Genomic DNA, 15,596 nt, shown 5'->3' with positions numbered 1-15,596 from the left:
TTGGCGCGGCGGGCGTCCCCTCACAGGAGCGCCTCCCAGTCGCCCTCGAAATCGTCCCCGAAGTCGGCCGCGCGCAGCAACAGCAGGTCCGCCTGGTCCGCGGCATCCGCCGGCCGCTCGTCCCGGCCGTCGGGCAGCGGCAGTTCGGCCCAGATGCATTTCCCCGTCGGCGTGTAGCGCGCACCCCAGCGCCCGGACAGCGCAGCGATCAGCTGCAGCCCCCGGCCGCCCTCGTCGGTCTCCGTCGCACGGCGGATCCTGGGCATCGTCTGGCTGCCGTCGAAGACCTCGCAGATCAACTCGGCGCCGTACAACAGGCGTAGCCGGACCGGCCCCTTGGCATGGCGGACGACATTGCCCACGAGCTCGCTGGCCAGGAGTTCGCTGGTGGCGACGAGGTCGTCCAGGCCCCAGACGGTGAGTTGCTCGCGCACATGACGGCGGGCCTGGCCGGCCGCCCGGGGATCCTGGGGCAGCGGCCAGGAGGCCATCCGGTCCGCGGGCAGCGCGTGCAGACGGGCGACGAGGAACGCTGCGTCGTCGGCCGCCCCGTGCTCGGTGGGCAGCAGCCCGGCCGTCAGCGTGTCGCACAGCCGCTCGAGGTCAACGGCCGTGCGGACCGCGGCGCCTTCGTGCGCCGCGCTCAGTATCCGCGCCAGTTCCGCCATGCCCTCGTCGATCTCCCGCTTCGCCGATTCGACCAGCCCGTCGGTGTACAGCACGAGCAGGCTGCCTTCCGGCACCTCCAACTCGACCGTCTCGAACGGCGGTTGGGCCGCGCCGAGCGGCGGGTCGGCCTCCGGCTCCGGGAAGTGCACGGTGCCGTCGGGGTGGACCAGCGCCGGCGGCGGATGCCCGGCGCGGGCGAGGGAACAGACCCGGGTGGTGGAGTCGTAGAGCGCGTACAGACAGGTGACGTACGACCCCTCGCCCATGCCCCCGACCAGGTCGTTGAGGTGACCCAGGATCTCGTCGGGCGGCAGTTCGAGATCGGCCAGCGTGTGCACGGCGGTGCGCAGCCGGCCCATGGTGGCCGCCTCCGGCAGGCCGTGGCCCATGACGTCGCCGACGACGAGCGCGACCCGCCCGCCGGACAGGGGGATGATGTCGTACCAGTCGCCGCCCACGTCCGCGCCCTGCGCGCCCGGCAGATAGCGGGCCGCCGCGGTGCAGGCGGGCAGGTCCGGCAGGCGCTGGGGGAGCAGGCTGCGCTGGAGTTCGCGGGACCGGGTGTGCTCGGCATCGTAGAGCCGGGCTCGTTCCAGGGACTGGGCGACCAGGGCGCTGATCGTGGTCAGCAGGGCGCGTTCCTCGTCGGTGAGCAGCCGCGGACGGTCGAAGGCCACGACGCACAGTCCGAAGGTGTGGCCGGACGCGGTCAACGGCAGGAACGCCCATGCCTGTTTACCGGCGAGGAACGGCAGCTCGGCGATATCCGGGTAGCGCGAAGTGAATTCCTGCGCAGTGGACAGGAACAGCGGAGTGCCGGTGGCGATCGGGTCCCAGGCCGGGTCGCCCGTCACCCGGGCGCGGTTGTCGATGCCGGCGAGGAAGTCGTCCGGGTAGCCGACGGCTCCGACGTGGTGGAGCCGGTCGCCCTCGATGACCTGGACCAGGACTCCCGCTGCGGAGAACGGCGGCAGTACGCGTCGGGCGATCACTTCCACGACGTCCTGTGAGGTGATCGCCTTGGCGAGCTCTGCGGTCAGTTCCGCGATACGGGCCGCCCGCTCGGCCGCGGCGTGCCGGGCCGCTTCCCGCTCCTCGGCCAGGCGCCGCTTCTCGGTGACGTCCTGGAAGTAGAGGGTGCGCCCGTCGGGCCCGGGCACCAGCCGCAGATGGAAGCGCTGCCCGGAGTCCGGCATCTGCACGTCGAAGCCGGCCGGCTTCTCCTCGGCCGCGGCCCGCCGGCAGCGGCTCTCCAGGCCGTGGACCTGCCGGGCGGAGGGCACCTCCCACAGCAGGCGCCCGAAGAGCTCCTCCTCCGAGAAGCCCAGGAAACGTTCCGCTTCCAGGTTGGCGAAGGTGATCCGCCACTCGTCGTCCACCGCGAGGAAGCCGTCGCTCATGTGTCTGAGGGCCCGGCCGAGCGCGTCACGGGCACTGCGCGACTCGTTGGTCTCCCAGGCCACGCCCACCATCCGCAGGGGTTCGCCCTGTTCGTCGTACGTGGTCCGGCCGCGGGCCAGCGTCCATCCGTACGTGCCGTCCGGGCGCCGTACCCGGTAGTCGGCCTCGTACACGGTGTGGTCGAGTATCGCCCGCTCGGTCGCCGCCAGGGCCGGTGCCAGGTCGTCGGGGTGGACGATCCTCATCCAGCTCTCGATCCGTCCGGTGAAGTCGGCCGGCCGGACGCCGTACACCTCGAAGGCCGCCTCGTCCCAGACGAGTTCGCCGGTGCGGATGTCCCAGTCCCAGGATCCGACGCTGACCTCCTTCAGCGCCTGCCGCAGACGCTCCCCGCTCAGCTCCGTCCGTGCGGGCGAGGACGGCCGTGGTGCCTGAGCCATGCGGTCCTCGGCCCAGGCGACCACCGTACGGAGGAACTCCCAGTGTTCCGGGGCGGGTTCGCCCCCTTCGCCGGTCAGGACGGTCAGGGCGCCGATGCTGCGTCTGCCGCTGAACACGGGCAGGGCCGCCAGGCCGCTGCCGGGCCACGCGACGCCCGCCGCGTCCGGCTCGCCGGAGCGAAGGGGCACCCACACGCCGCTGCCCCGGTGCAGGGCGCGGGCCGGGGCCAACGGGCCCTCCTGGTCGAGGATCTCCCAGGAGCGGGTGAGGGCGGGCGGCAGACCGACGGCCGACACCAGGCGCAGCGCGGACATCGGACCGCGCAGGTGCACGGTGCCGCCGAGCGCGCCCAACTCGCCGACCGCGTGCTGTAGTGCGAGCCGGAAGACCTCGCTCTCCGTCAGGCCAGGGGCCACGGTGTCCAGGAGAGCGAGGCGCGCGTTCATGACGGGAACTTATCGTTCCTGTTTTCTTCCGAAACCTTTTTCACAGATTCTGACGTGCGGTTTCGCCGCGAGCAGCGGCGTCGGCATGCATGGCGTGAGCCATGGGTAACTCTCAGTCTTCGGACGGCGGTTCCTGGAGCTTGGCGAGGGTCAGGACGTTGCCGCCGATGCCCCAGCCGCCGTCGGTGACCTCCTCGACCAGGACCATGGTGTTGGCGCGGGCCCGCTCGCCGTAGATCTCGACGTACAGCTCGGTGGTGCGGGTGACGATCTGCTCCTTCTGCTTCTCGGTGAGCGTTCCGGCGGGGACCTTGAAGTTCGCGAACGGCATGGGCTGTTCTCTCTGTTGTCTGTGTGATGGGGGTAATTGGGGTGTCCGGGCGGTCAGATGATGCCGCCGTTGGCGCGGATGACCTGGCCGTTGAGCCAGTGGCCGGCCGGTGAGGCGAGGAAGGCGACGACCTCGGCGATGTCGGCGGGGGTGCCGAGCCGTTCCAGCGGGGGCATGGCCGCGAGGCGGGCGACGGTCTCCTCGTCCTTGCCGTCCAGGAACATGTCGGTGGCCGTCGGACCGGGCGCGACGGCGTTGACGGTGACGTCCCGGCCGCGCAGCTCACGGGCGAGGACCAGGGTGAGCGCCTCCACCGCGCCCTTGCTCGCGATGTAGGCGCCGTAGGCCGGGAAGGCAAGCCCCACCTGGGACGTTGAGAACGTGACGATCGTCCCGCCGGGGCGCACCGTGCGGGCGGCCTGCCGGGCGACGACGAAGGTCCCGCGGATGTTGGTGCGGTGCAGCGCGTCCAGCTCGGCCAGGTCCAGCTCGGCGATGGGGCCCAGGAGCATCCGTCCGGCGGTGTGGACGACGACGTCGACGCCGCCGAACTCCGACTCGGCCCGGTCGAACAGCGCGGCCACCGCCTGTTCTTCGGCGACATCGGCCTGGACGGCGACGGCCCGGCCGCCGGCCGCCGCGATCTCCTTGGCGGCGGCTTCGGCCGGTTCGGCATGGCCGGCGTATCCGACGACCACGGCGAATCCGTCAGCGGCCAGGCGGCTCACGGTCTGTCGGCCGATGCCGCGGGAGCCGCCGGTGACGATGGCGACGCGGGGGTGGCCGGAGTCGTGGTCGGGTGCGGTCCGGCTGTCCGCCGGGGTGGGGGAGGGCATGCGGGCTCCTGTGAGGGTGCGTTGGGAGAATGGGCGGCCTCGGCGTTGTCGCCGGGCCCGCCGTGACCTCCACGATCGGCCCGCGTGAAGTCCGCAGCCAGGGCTGTGCTTACCCGGGGGTTGTCATCCCCTGGCTCCGTATCTCCGTCCGGGCGAGGATGGACGGGTGAACCTTCCCGCACTCGCCGCGTTCCTGAAGTCCCGCCGCGACCGCGTCCGCCCGGCCGACGTCGGCCTGCCCACAGGCCCCCGTCGCCGGGTGTCCGGCCTGCGGCGCGAGGAGGTCGCGCAGCTGGCCGGACTGTCCGCCGACTACTACACCGAGCTGGAACGCGGTCGTGGCGCCCAGCCCTCGGCTCAGGCCCTGGCCGCCCTCGCCAGGGCGCTGCGTCTGAGCGGCGACGAGCGCGACCACCTCTTCCACCTCGCCGACCGGCCCCTCCCGCCGGCCGCCCAGGGCCCGACCGCACACGTGCAGCCGGCCCTGCTCGGCCTGCTGGACCGGCTCGGCACCACTCCCGCCCGGGTCATCACGGATCTGCACGAGGCCCTCGTCCAGAACGAGGCGGCCACCGCACTCCTCGGCCCCCTGCCGACAGGACGCGGCACGGCGGCGAGCTTCGTGTACTGCTGGTTCACCGACCCCGCCGCCCGCGAGATCTATCCCGCCGACGACCATCCGCACCACTCCCGGTCCTTCGTCGCCGACCTCCAGGCGACCGCCGCCCGCCGCGGCCACGACACCGAGGTGGCCCGCATGGTGGCGTCGCTGCGGAGGCGCAGCGAGGAGTTCGCCGCCTTGTGGGACACCCACGACGTCGCCGTGCGCAGGGTCGAGCGCAAACGCATCGTCCATCCCGCTCTCGGCGTCATCGAGCTGGACTGCCACAACCTGTTCAGCGAGGACGGACGCCAGCGCCTGCTGTGGTTCTCCGCCCCGCCCGGCACCAAGGGAGCCGCCCAGCTGGAACTGCTCTCCGTCATCGGCACGCAGGACATGACCGCCACGCAGGACATGATCGGAGCGAAGGACACGGCGGCCAGCGGTAAGACGCTCCCTGGGGGCGCGGCCCTGCACTGACGGTATCCGCATGGCATCGGGCGGCCGGTTCTCGTATAGTCAACAATGCGAATAGGTGATTAGTGGGCTGACTCGGTACGTGGCGGGGCGGAAGGCGGTCGACCGTGACAGACAGTGGATACCTGCGATACGTCGCCCTGGGTGACAGCCAGACCGAAGGGCTCGGTGACGGCGACGAGGTGCGGGGCCTGCGCGGCTGGGCGGACCGCCTCGCCGAGCAGATCGCCCTGAGCAGCCCGGACCTGCGCTACGCCAACCTCGCCGTGCGCGGCCGTCTCGCCGGGCAGGTGCACGCAGAGCAGCTGGTGCCCGCCCTCGCGCTGAAGCCCGACCTCGCCACGGTCGTCGCGGGCCTCAACGACGTGCTGCGGCCCCGGTTCGACGCGGACGAGGTCGCCGACCACCTTGAGGCCATGTTCGCCGCGCTCACCGGGCAGGGCGCCCGCGTCGCGACGGTCACCTTCCCCGACATCGGCCGGATCGCCCCGCCGGCCCGGCCGCTCGCCCCGCGCATCGTCGCCCTCAACGTCCGCATCAGGGAGGCGGCCCGACGGCACGGTGTCGCCGTGGTCGACTCATGGCCGTACCCGGCGGTGACCGATCCCCGCATGTGGAGCGCCGACCGGCTGCACGCGAGCCCGCGCGGCCACGCCCGCATCGCGGCCGCCGTCGCCCACGCCCTCGACCTGCCGGGCAGCGACGACAGCTGGATGCGACCGCTTCCTCCCGAGGCGGCGGCGCGCACGGGCCTGCGGGCCGTCGGGGCCGAACTGCGCTGGGCCGGCGCCTTCTTGGGGCCCTGGATCGTACGGCGCGTCCGCGGCCGCTCGTCCGGCGACGGGCGGCAGGCCAAGCGGCCCGCGCTCCTCCCGGTGACCGCGCTCGCCGACGGCCCCTCCTGAGCCGCACCGGCATTCGGTCCTGCATCCGCGCCGTCAGGGGCGCCGGGAACGGGGCGGGCGAGCAGCCCGTCGCCAGATCGCCCGCATCCCGAGCGCCAGGACGCCCAGGGCCACGACCACGATGACGACCTTGATCGCACGGTCCAGCAACAGGTGCTGCAGAACGTCCGACGACTCCATGGCCAGGCCGGTCATCGCCGGCCGTCCTGCCGGCGCGACCAGGACGCCCCCTGCCCGCCGCCCTCCAGCCGCCGGGCAGCGGCGCGCAGTCCGGCCCGCACCGCGGGGTCCGCATACCGGCGCACCTCGTCGAGCCTGCCCTTGCGCTTGAGCCTCAGGGCGATGGCGAAGACCAGCAGTGCCAGCACCACCAGACCGCCCACGACCACACCGAACCTGATGAGCATGAGATTGAGGTACGTCTCCACGAAGAGCCTCCACCCGTTGTGTCACGCCTGTGATAAATCCTTTGTATCACAGCTGTGATAGAAAGGCTCCATGCCCAAGCTTGTGGACCCGGACGCCCGCCGCCGCCACGTCGTCGACGCCTTGTTCCGAGTCGTCGTCCGCGAAGGCCTGCAACGCACCTCGCTGCGGGCCGTCGCCGACGAGGCTCGGCTCAACATCGGCTCCCTGCGCCACTACTTCGCGAGCCAGCAGGACCTGATGCGCTTCGCGATGCAGTCCATGCTCGACCGGGTCGAAAGCCGGCTGCTCGAACGCGTGGAGGCCATCGGGGAGTTGAGCAGCCACCCCCGGCCCGAACAGCTGCGGCTCGCGGCCGGACTCCTGGCCGAGCTGCTGCCCCTCGACGAGCAGCGCCGTGCCGAGGTCACCGTCTTCCTGGACTTCAACATCGCCGCCCGTACCAACCCGGCCTTCGGCGACCTGACGCGCCAGACCGCCGAGGGCACAAGAGCGCTGGTACGCCGTGTGCTCACCCGGCTCGACGCAACAGGCGTCCTGCGCCCAGTCCTTGACCTCGACCTCGAGACCGAGCGGCTGACGGCGCTCCTGGACGGACTCGGCCTCAGTGCCGTCCTGCATCCCGGGATCCTCACCCCGCAGACATGCGCCGATGTGCTGCACACCCACCTCGGCGACCTCTCACGGCCCGCCGGGACGCCGGGCCCGACGCCGCCGTAGTCGCCCCATTGACTAATCAACAAGGTGTTAAATTGGGGCAATGGCTCTGCGCAACGCGGTGATGGCCGCGCTTCTGGAGGGTGAGGCGTCCGGCTACGACCTCGCGAAGGGCTTCGAGGCCTCGGTCGCCAACTTCTGGATGGCCACCCCTCAGCAGCTCTACCGCGAGCTGGAGCGGATGGAGAACGAGGGGCTCGTCTCGGCCCGGGTGGTCCAGCAGGAGCGCCGGCCCAACAAACGGCTGTTCTCGCTCACCGAGGCCGGCCTGGACGTCCTGCGCGAGTACGTCGGCGAGGCCCCGGCCAAGCCGCTGGCCCTGCGGGACGAGCTGATGGTCAAGGTCCAGTGCGTCGACATCGGTGATGCCGGGGACTTCGAGGCCGTACGGGCCTCGGTCGCCGAGCGCTGCGAGCGCTCCACCGCCAAGCTCGCCCGCTACCGGCGCATGCAGGAGCGCATGCTCGACGGACGCAGCGAGGAGGAGTACCTCGCCGCCGCCGAGCGCATCGGCCCCTACCTCACCCTGCTGGGCGGGATCGCCCTCGAGCGGGCGAACCTCCAGTGGGGCGAGACGGCCCTGAAGAGGCTCGAACAGCGCGCCGCGGCCCTCGCCGAATCGGCCGGCGACTGACGCTCCGCAGCGTCTGCGTGCCTGCGATCAGGGTGCGGTCGGCCGCCGCTTCGACGGTGGCTGCCGGCCGCCCGTAATCTCCTTGACCGGCTTGTGGGGGAAGCGGAGCTCGGCGTACTGCGGCGCATTCGAGCCGGGGAGCACGTACCGGACGAAGTTGCCGAACGTCGGGTGGATGCCATTGCGGTGCAGGCCCATCTCGCCCAGCCCGGCGGCCACCGTGACCGTCTTGCGCGTCACCACCCGGATCCGCCCCGGAAAGCGCTCCATCTCCTGCGGGAACCCGGCTGAGCGGGTGTTGTCGGTCCACCCGCACCACGAGTGAGCGGCGAGCGCGTGCTCCCGTTCCCCGGCCAGGTCGGGATGGTCGAGGCTCACCGCGGCCGCGTCGTCCGCGCCCGCCGCCCCGGGGGCGGATTGAGGTGCAAGGGCGGCTCGCCTTGAATGCGGGAAACCGATCGGTTTACGATGGCAGCAATGGGAAACCGATCGGTTTCCCGAGATGGGAGATGCGCTCATGACCGCGATCAAAGACGCCGTCGTCCTCGTCACCGGCGGCAGCCGGGGCATCGGCAAGGCGCTGGTGGAAGAGCTGTACGCCCGGGGCGCGGGCAAGGTGTACGCCACGGCCCGCGACCCGCGGACGGTGACACACCCCGACGCCGTTCCGCTGGCGCTGGAAGTCACCGACCCGGACTCGGTGGCGGCCGCAGCCGCGCAGGCCCAGGACGTCACCGTCCTGATCAACAACGCAGGGGCCTCGGTCGGCGGGTCCTTCCTCGACACCCCGGTCGACGACGTGCGCCGCGAGTTCGAGATCAACTTCTACGGGCCGCTGCTGGTGACCCGCGCCTTCGCCCCGATCATCGAGCGCAACGGCGGCGGCCACATCCTCAACGTCCACTCCGTGCTGTCCTGGCTGGGCAACGCCGGTTCCTACAGCGCCTCGAAGGCCGCCCTGTGGCAGCAGACCAACTCCCTGCGCCTGGAACTGCTGCCGCGCGGCATCGCCGTCACTGGCCTGCACGTCGGATACGTCGACACCGACCTGACCACGCGGATCGACGCGCCCAAGTCCGACCCCCGCGACGTCGCCGCCCTCGCGCTCGACGGCATCGAGACGGGAGCGCACGAGGTGCTGGCCGACGACCTCACACGGCAGGTGAAGGCGGGATTGTCCGCAGAACTCGCGGCGCTGTACCCGCAGTTGACGCAGTAGCGGCGGGCGGCACGAGGTCCCGCCGGGAACACGTAAGGGCGGTGCGCTACCCGCGCTGCCTCTGCAGGCCGGCGGTGGTGTGCGGGCGGGGGTGGCGAACCAGGGCCCACACCGTCTTGCCGTTGCGTCCGCGGGGTCGTACGCCCCAGGTCTGGGCGAGCTGGTCGACGAGGTGCAGGCCGCGCCCCTTCTCGTCGTCGCCGGTGGGTGCGGCGTGCAGCACGGGCTCCGCCGGGCTCTCGTCGGAGACGGCGATGAAACGGGAGCCGTCCGCCCGAGCCGTCACCGCTATCTCGAACTCGCGCTCCAGGATGGGCCCGTGGCGGACGACGTTCGCCGCCAGCTCGGAGGCGAGCAGTACGACCCTCTCCGTCATCTCGTCGTTCGTCGCGTGTCCCCAGGTGGCCAGATGCTGCCGAACCCGGTACCGGGCGAAGCCGACCGAAGCCGGATGCCGGGGAAGCCGGAACGCCTCACGTCTCAGCACACGCATCCCTCCCGAATGACATCGAAAAGATCTCGACACTGGAATAAGCGCACAGTGACAGATGAATGTCACTCCGCACATGATGGGCGGCTCAATCTGGCCATATCTGGCCGAGTGCCGCCTACCGCAGGCTGCGTAGCCAGTTCGGCGATCACCGCTACCGAGGAATGGCCAGGGCGTTGCGCACATGTCGGGTGACCAGGGCCGTGGTGGAGGCGGTGACGAGGTCGGCCGGGCAGGTTGTTCTTGGCGAGGGCCGAGGCGGTCGCGGTCCGTTCCGGGCCCTGCCGGTGCATCCCGACGGCGCGGACGACCCGGTCGATGGTCCGGCCGTCGGCTCGGCGGACCACCTCGGCTGCTCGAGCAGCGATTGGATCCGGCCCCGGACATGCATACCGCCCCCGATCGGCAGACGAAACCGTGCTCTGTTCGCCCCTCGCCTGAGGGTCCGAAACATGCGCCGTGCCAAAATGGACGTGCCGTTCCCGCTGTTCAGCCCTCCCGCCCACACACCGCCGAGGTTGATCCGTGACCAAACCCGCCGCCCGTGAGCCGCTGCGCCGCAACTCGCGGTCCAACCGGGCGCGCATCCTGGCCACGGCCCGCCAGGAGCTCGGGCGGAATCCTGACGTCACGCTCGAGGAACTCGCGCGCGCCGCGGGCGTCGTACGGCGCACGCTCTTCGGTCATTTCCCCGGCCGCTCGGCCCTGCTGGAGGCGCTCACCGAAGAGGCGTCCGAGACGCTGAAGGAGGCGCTGGTGCGCGGGGTGCGGCCCGAGGAGCCGGCCGAGCGGGCGCTCGCGTACTTCGTGCTCTCCATCTGGCCGGTGGGGGACCGCTACCGGATGCTGCTGGGGCTGGCCCGGCGGGACCTGGGTGCGGAGCGCGTGACCGAGGTCCTGGCCCCGGCCCGCGAGGTGGTCACGGCCATCCTGGAGCGCGGACAGCAAGACGGCGTCTTCCACTCCCATCTGCCGCCCGCCGTGCTGAGCGCCGGACTTGAGGCGATGACGGTCGCGCTGCTGGAGGACGTGAACACCGGGGCGCTGGAGGACGACGGGACCCGTACGGCCGTTGCCACGCTGATCGCGGCCGGCGTGCCGGAGAAGCGGGCGGGTGCGGTGGTCGAGGAGGTCGCGGCGATCGTCCCGCGCGAGGAGTCCGCCGCGGACGTGTGAGCCGCGGACCCGGGGGATCTCGTACCGGGCACGGATTGGTTGCGGCCCGGACGTGCTGCCACGTCGGTGGTGGGGCCGGGGGCAGCATGGCGAGGCATGAGCCGAGACCGCTACGTCGACTTCCTGCGCGCGTGGGCGATCGTCCTGGTCGTGCTCGGCCACTGGCTGATCACCGCCCTGCTGCACGGGCCCGACGGTGAGCTCACCGCCCCCGAGCTGTTGGCGAGCGTGCCCTGGACCCAGTGGCTGACGCTGCTCTTCCAGATCATGCCGCTGTTCTTCCTGGCCGGAGGCCATGCGGCGGCAGGCTCCTGGGCGCGGACACGGTCGGCGGGCGGCACGGCCGCCGGCTGGGTGGGGCGACGGGCGGTGCGCCTGCTGCTGCCCACGGCCCTGTACAGCGGCCTCGTCCTGCTTGCCGTCGGGGTCTGCTCGGCGGTCGGCGTGGACCCGGGCACCCTCGCGCTCGTCGGGTGGGCCATGGCGATGCAGCTCTGGTTCCTGCCGGTGTATCTGCTGCTCAGCGCCCTGACACCGGTGCTCTACGCGGCGCACCGGCGCTGGGGACTCGCCGTCCCCGCGGCCATGGGCGCGGTCGCCCTGACCGCCGACACGCTGGTGCTCACGGCACACGCACCCTACGTCGGCCTGCTCGACTACGTGCTCGTCTGGGGCGTTGCCTACCAACTCGGCTTCTGCTGGCGCGACGGACTGCTGACCGAGCGCCGGCCGCTGCTGCCGGCAGCGTTGGCCGCGGGCGGCGGACTGGCCTTCGCGGCGCTGGTTGCCCTCGGCCCCTTCCCGGTCAGCCTGATCCTGGTGACCGGCCAGACGCCCAGCAACACCAACCCGCCGTCGGCGGCGATGCTGTCCTGGGCGGTCGCCCAGGTGGGCGCGTGCCTTCTCGTGGCACCTGCGCTGCGGCGCCTCCTGGGGCGCGAACGGGTGTGGCGAGTGGTGCGCCCCCTGGGCGGCGTCAGCATGACGCTGTATCTGTGGCACATGCTGCCGGTGCTGGTGGTCGCCGCGGCCTTCTACCTCACCGGCCTCGCACCCGAGCCCGCCCTGGGATCCGCCGCATGGTGGGCGCTGCGCGTGCCCTGGCTGCTGGTGCTCGGCCTCGTCCTGTTCGCTGCGGTGTCGGTGCTGCAACCGTTGGAGGGTGGCCTGGTGAGGCGGTACGAGCGGACCCGCCCGGACGTCGGCCCGTACCGCGCATGGCTGCTCTGGCCGGGCCTGGCCGGGTGCGTCACCGCCCTCAGCACCTTCGCCGCGCACGGCTTCGCCCCCGACGGCCGGTTCCCCGCACTGCCCGCACTGGGCCTGGCCGCGGGCGCGGCGCTGGTACTGCTCCACCGGCGGCCGGCGGACCCCACCAGCACCGAGCGCTGCGAGGACGTCAAGGACGACGCCTTGGAGGAAGCGGCCTGATCCTCCGAGGCCTCCGACGCCGGAGGCCTCGGACAACGGGACGACCAGTCACGTCCCCCGCGCCGACGGACGCGACGTGAGAGTCGGCGCCGGTCCCACACAACGGGCCCTCAACTGCAGCCGGTCGAGGTCCCGTTGACCGTCCTCAGGCGCTCCCGTACGACGCCTTGTCCTGCGTCGAGTTGCTCTGTGAGCCGTCGTCGGCGTGGAAGGTGACCGACTTGCCCGAGAAGCGGGCGGCGAGTCCGGTCGCCGTCGTGGTGACGGACCGCAGGCGCAGGCCCTCGGGGATGTTCCGCAGCTGGATCGGCCGGGCGAAGACCTTGTCGAGCAGTGCTTCCCCGGCGGACGGCAGTGCGCCGCCCGCGACCGTGAACTTCCCGAAGGCGATGCGGTTGCCGGAGACCGCCGAGACTGTCGTCGTCACGGTGGCCTCGTCGCCGAAGGGCAGCTGGACCTTCGCGCTGATCCGGCCGGGTCCGGCCCCCTGGGACACCTCCAGGCCGAGGGCGCCGGAGACGTCCGGGTAGGACAGGAAGGCGGTCGCCTCGGCAGAGCGGGCCCGCGCCGCGCTGTCGTCGTCGGACTTCGTCAGCCCGTGCAGATCGAGGTCGAGTCGGGACACCGGCAGCGGGCGGTCGGCCCCGTCGGCCGGCAGGTCGTGCGCGGTGATGTCCACGTGCCGCAGCGTGCCCGAGGCCAGCTGGGTCACCACGGGGAAGCCGTGGACGTGGACCTCGGGCCGCTCGGGCGTGCCCATGCCCTCCTTGAACGCCGTCGCCGTGCGCGCCTGCGCGTGAGCCGCCGCAACCCGGTCGACCGCGAGGGGGATGAGGATCAGCACGGCCAGGGCGGCGCCGGCGACGAAGGCCGACCGCCGGCTCCTGCTGGGCGGCGCCGGGGACGGTGCGAACGACGCGTACGTGACGTCGTCCTCGTATCCGTGGTCGGGCTGGTACATGAGCTCTCCTTCAGTGGGGTGGGTGTGCCTGCCCGGTGTTGTGCAGACGGTGGACCGTGGTGGCCGCGACGCCGCTGCCGACTCCGACGGCGACCAGCGCCGCGGTGGCGGCGCGCGTGCCGTCGTCGGACCAGGTCCCGGAGTTGACGCCGTCCAGGAGTGCGAGCAGCAGCGCTTCGAGGGCTCTGCCGAGCGGGGCGGGCGGAACGCGGGTGTGGAAGACGCCCTGTTGCTGACCGAGGGCGAGGATCCCGGTGACCGTGTCCCGGGCGGGGGAGAGGACCTCGTCGACCCGGTCGGGGCCGAGGTCCTGGCGGGCGAGGTCGATCAGGACGCGGTAGCGGTCACCGACCGGCCACAGCGTGAGGACGAAGCGGGCCAGGGCGGTTGCGGCGTCGGCGGCCGGAGTGCGCGTGAGGGCCACGGCGCGGCGTATCGCCTCCGCGGCGTCCGCGGCGATGCCCTCGACCAGCGCGGACCGTCCGGCGAAGTGGACGTAGACCGTGCGCCGTGCGACCCCGGCCGCCTCGGCGATGTCGGCGAGGGTGCTGTCGGGATTGCGGCCCAGCTCGTGCAGGGCCGCTTCCAGGATGCGGGTGCGCGTGGAGCGTGCCGCAGGGCGCCGGGGCGCGGGCGGGGCGGGTCGGCCGGTCACATCGATACCTCGGTCGGGAGCGGGAGCGGGAGCGAAAGCGGTAGTGGCAGGGGGCGGGGTGTCCGCGGCGGGGTCATCGAAATATTTGCACATCAGTGGGCAATAAACTAGTCTGCACATCGATGGGCAATTAACTCGTCCCGCTAGGAGTCCCGGATGCCCTTCCTTGCCAACACACCCGTCGAGAAGACGACCGGCCCGTACGCACGGCGCTGGTGGGCCCTGCTGGTCCTGTGCCTGAGCCTGCTGATCGTCGTCATGGCGAACACGTCGCTGATCGTGGCCGCGCCCGACATGACCAAGGACCTCGGCCTGAGCAGCAGCGACCTGCAGTGGGTCATCGACGGCTACACCGTCCCGTACGCCGCGCTGATGCTGGTCCTGGGCTCGATCGGCGACAAGTACAGCCGCCGCGGCGCGCTCATCACCGGCCTGCTGATCTTCGCCGGAGGTTCGGTGATGGGCAGTCAGGTCGACCAGACCGGCCTGGTCATCACGGCCCGCGCGATCATGGGCGTCGGCGCCGCCGTGGTCATGCCCGCCACGCTGTCGCTACTCGTCGCGATCTTCCCGAGGCGCGAGCGCGCCAAGGCCATCACGGCCTGGACCGCGACCTCCGGCCTCGCCATCGCCGTGGGCCCCCTGGTCGCCGGATATCTGCTGGAGGACCACGCCTGGGGCTCGACCTTCCTGATCAACGTCCCCATCGCGGTCGTCGCCGTCGTCGGCGCCCTGGTGCTGGTACCGCCCTCCAGGGCGGCGACGATGGGCCGCATCGACTACGTGGGCGGCCTGCTCTCCATCATCTCCGTCGGCAGCCTGGTCTACGCGACCATCGAGGGCCCGCACTTCGGCTGGGGCGCCGGCCCGATCACCGCGGCCGTGGTGGCCGGCGTCGGCCTGCTGGCCTTCGTCGCTTGGGAGCTGCGCCACCCGCACCCCATGCTGGACGTCCGCAGGTTCCGGCTGCGGCCCTTCAGCGGCTCCATGCTCGCGGTGCTGTTCTTCTTCTTCGGCACCTTCGGTGCGATCTACTACGCCACCCAGTTCCTGCAGTTCGTCCTCGGCTACGACGCCCTGGAGACCGGCATACGGCTGCTGCCGCTGGCCGGTGCCGTCTTCGCCGGCGCCGCGATCACCGGCCGGCTGACCCCGAAGCTGGGTATGAAGCCGATGGTGACGGCCGGCATGGTGATCGGCACCGTGGGCGTCTTCCTGCTCACGCAGGTCGACAAGGGCTCGACGTACACCGACTTCCTGCCGACGATGCTGCTCCTCGGCTTCGCCATCGGCCTGAGCGTCTCCCCGGCCACCGACACCATCATGGGCTCCTTCCCGGAGGGCGAGCTGGGCGTCGGCGGCGGCGCCAACGACACCGCGCTGGAACTCGGCGGTTCCCTGGGCATCGCGATCCTCGGCTCGCTGCTCGGCACCGCCTACCGCGACAAGCTGGCCGACATGATCGGCGGCCACCTCCCGGCCGCCGCGCTGGACACCGCCAAGGACTCGGTGGGCGGCGGCCTCGCCGTCGCCGAGCAGGTCGCGAAGAACCCCACCGGCGGCGCACAGCAGGCGCAGGCCCTGGTCGACGCCGTGCACGAGTCCTTCGCCCACGGTGTCGCGCAGACCAGCCTGGTCGGCGGAATCATCATGGCCGCCGGGACGATGATCGTCCTCGCGGTGCTGCCCGGCCGCTCGACCGCCGACAAGCACCGCACGGAGGAGCCGGTGCTGGAAGAGGACCGGGAGCGGGAGCTCACCGACTCCCTCTAGGAAGCCT

General features: G+C 71.9%; 17 protein-coding genes. 8 read left to right on the top strand and 9 right to left on the bottom strand.

Annotation, left to right across the window (positions count from 1 at the left end):
* Positions 1 to 20: 20 nt before the first annotated feature.
* The 3 genes from ACFY10_RS47340 to ACFY10_RS47330 form a co-directional block, all read right to left on the bottom strand.
* The gene (locus ACFY10_RS47340) at positions 21 to 2,957 is read right to left on the bottom strand and encodes a SpoIIE family protein phosphatase (protein ID WP_390671599.1); all 2,937 of its coding nucleotides are present in this window, start codon (positions 2,955 to 2,957) and stop codon (positions 21 to 23) included.
* Between the two features lie 112 nt (positions 2,958 to 3,069).
* On the bottom strand, positions 3,070 to 3,288 hold the full coding sequence (locus ACFY10_RS47335; protein ID WP_390671598.1) for a tautomerase family protein: 219 nt from the start codon (positions 3,286 to 3,288) through the stop codon (positions 3,070 to 3,072).
* Between the two features lie 53 nt (positions 3,289 to 3,341).
* Positions 3,342 to 4,124 carry an SDR family oxidoreductase gene (locus tag ACFY10_RS47330; RefSeq protein WP_390671597.1) on the bottom strand — a complete coding sequence of 261 codons (783 nt, stop codon included), beginning with the start codon at positions 4,122 to 4,124 and terminating at the stop codon, positions 3,342 to 3,344.
* A 166-nt stretch (positions 4,125 to 4,290) separates the two neighbouring features.
* Here ACFY10_RS47330 and ACFY10_RS47325 point away from each other — a divergent pair, with 166 nt between their 5' ends.
* Together ACFY10_RS47325 and ACFY10_RS47320 are read left to right on the top strand one after the other, a co-directional pair.
* The gene (locus ACFY10_RS47325) at positions 4,291 to 5,205 is read left to right on the top strand and encodes a helix-turn-helix transcriptional regulator (RefSeq protein ID WP_390671596.1); all 915 of its coding nucleotides are present in this window, start codon (positions 4,291 to 4,293) and stop codon (positions 5,203 to 5,205) included.
* A 104-nt stretch (positions 5,206 to 5,309) separates the two neighbouring features.
* Positions 5,310 to 6,107 carry an SGNH/GDSL hydrolase family protein gene (locus ACFY10_RS47320; RefSeq protein ID WP_390671595.1) on the top strand — a complete coding sequence of 266 codons (798 nt, stop codon included), beginning with the start codon at positions 5,310 to 5,312 and terminating at the stop codon, positions 6,105 to 6,107.
* A gap of 33 nt (positions 6,108 to 6,140) precedes the next feature.
* Here ACFY10_RS47320 and ACFY10_RS47315 read toward each other — a convergent pair whose 3' ends face one another.
* Together ACFY10_RS47315 and ACFY10_RS47310 are read right to left on the bottom strand one after the other, a co-directional pair.
* Complete coding sequence (locus ACFY10_RS47315; protein WP_390671594.1) at positions 6,141 to 6,302, bottom strand: hypothetical protein; 162 nt, start codon at positions 6,300 to 6,302, stop codon at positions 6,141 to 6,143.
* Positions 6,299 to 6,535 (bottom strand): hypothetical protein, encoded by a 237-nt coding sequence (locus tag ACFY10_RS47310; protein ID WP_390671593.1) that lies wholly within the window; start codon positions 6,533 to 6,535, stop codon positions 6,299 to 6,301. Before ACFY10_RS47310 ends, ACFY10_RS47315 begins: the two co-directional genes overlap by 4 nt.
* Positions 6,536 to 6,605: 70 nt before the next feature.
* On the opposite strand from ACFY10_RS47310, the gene ACFY10_RS47305 reads away from it, so the two are divergent.
* Together ACFY10_RS47305 and ACFY10_RS47300 are read left to right on the top strand one after the other, a co-directional pair.
* Positions 6,606 to 7,253 carry a TetR/AcrR family transcriptional regulator gene (locus ACFY10_RS47305; RefSeq protein WP_390671592.1) on the top strand — a complete coding sequence of 216 codons (648 nt, stop codon included), beginning with the start codon at positions 6,606 to 6,608 and terminating at the stop codon, positions 7,251 to 7,253.
* A gap of 40 nt (positions 7,254 to 7,293) precedes the next feature.
* Positions 7,294 to 7,884 (top strand): PadR family transcriptional regulator, encoded by a 591-nt coding sequence (locus ACFY10_RS47300; protein ID WP_390671591.1) that lies wholly within the window; start codon positions 7,294 to 7,296, stop codon positions 7,882 to 7,884.
* A 27-nt stretch (positions 7,885 to 7,911) separates the two neighbouring features.
* On the opposite strand, the gene ACFY10_RS47295 is transcribed toward ACFY10_RS47300, so the two are convergent.
* Complete coding sequence (locus ACFY10_RS47295) at positions 7,912 to 8,262, bottom strand: hypothetical protein (RefSeq protein WP_390671590.1); 351 nt, start codon at positions 8,260 to 8,262, stop codon at positions 7,912 to 7,914.
* 139 nt (positions 8,263 to 8,401) lie between these two features.
* Here ACFY10_RS47295 and ACFY10_RS47290 point away from each other — a divergent pair, with 139 nt between their 5' ends.
* A complete protein-coding gene (locus ACFY10_RS47290) occupies positions 8,402 to 9,103 on the top strand; it encodes an SDR family oxidoreductase (RefSeq protein WP_390671589.1) in 702 nt (233 codons plus the stop codon).
* A gap of 46 nt (positions 9,104 to 9,149) precedes the next feature.
* Here ACFY10_RS47290 and ACFY10_RS47285 read toward each other — a convergent pair whose 3' ends face one another.
* Positions 9,150 to 9,590, bottom strand: a complete 441-nt coding sequence (locus ACFY10_RS47285) for an ATP-binding protein (protein ID WP_390671588.1) — start codon at positions 9,588 to 9,590, stop codon at positions 9,150 to 9,152.
* A gap of 528 nt (positions 9,591 to 10,118) precedes the next feature.
* Between ACFY10_RS47285 and ACFY10_RS47280 the strand changes: the two genes are divergently transcribed.
* Positions 10,119 to 10,769, top strand: coding sequence for a TetR/AcrR family transcriptional regulator (locus ACFY10_RS47280; RefSeq protein WP_390671587.1), 651 nt, complete (start codon positions 10,119 to 10,121; stop codon positions 10,767 to 10,769).
* Between the two features lie 96 nt (positions 10,770 to 10,865).
* Positions 10,866 to 12,200, top strand: a complete 1,335-nt coding sequence (locus tag ACFY10_RS47275) for an acyltransferase (protein ID WP_390671586.1) — start codon at positions 10,866 to 10,868, stop codon at positions 12,198 to 12,200.
* A 145-nt stretch (positions 12,201 to 12,345) separates the two neighbouring features.
* Here the strand turns inward: ACFY10_RS47275 and ACFY10_RS47270 are convergent, their stop codons facing one another.
* Both ACFY10_RS47270 and ACFY10_RS47265 read right to left on the bottom strand, forming a co-directional pair.
* On the bottom strand, positions 12,346 to 13,161 hold the full coding sequence (locus ACFY10_RS47270; protein WP_390671585.1) for a DUF2993 domain-containing protein: 816 nt from the start codon (positions 13,159 to 13,161) through the stop codon (positions 12,346 to 12,348).
* Positions 13,162 to 13,171: 10 nt separating this feature from the next.
* Positions 13,172 to 13,816, bottom strand: coding sequence for a TetR/AcrR family transcriptional regulator (locus tag ACFY10_RS47265; RefSeq protein WP_390671584.1), 645 nt, complete (start codon positions 13,814 to 13,816; stop codon positions 13,172 to 13,174).
* A gap of 156 nt (positions 13,817 to 13,972) precedes the next feature.
* Here ACFY10_RS47265 and ACFY10_RS47260 point away from each other — a divergent pair, with 156 nt between their 5' ends.
* Positions 13,973 to 15,589 carry an MFS transporter gene (locus ACFY10_RS47260; RefSeq protein ID WP_390671583.1) on the top strand — a complete coding sequence of 539 codons (1,617 nt, stop codon included), beginning with the start codon at positions 13,973 to 13,975 and terminating at the stop codon, positions 15,587 to 15,589.
* Positions 15,590 to 15,596: the final 7 nt, after the last annotated feature.

This window comes from Streptomyces sp. NPDC001401, from assembly GCF_042895385.1.
Lineage (GTDB): Bacteria > Actinomycetota > Actinomycetes > Streptomycetales > Streptomycetaceae > Streptomyces.
Note: the sequence above shows the minus strand (reverse complement) of the source record. Positions and strands in the feature narration are given on the sequence as shown.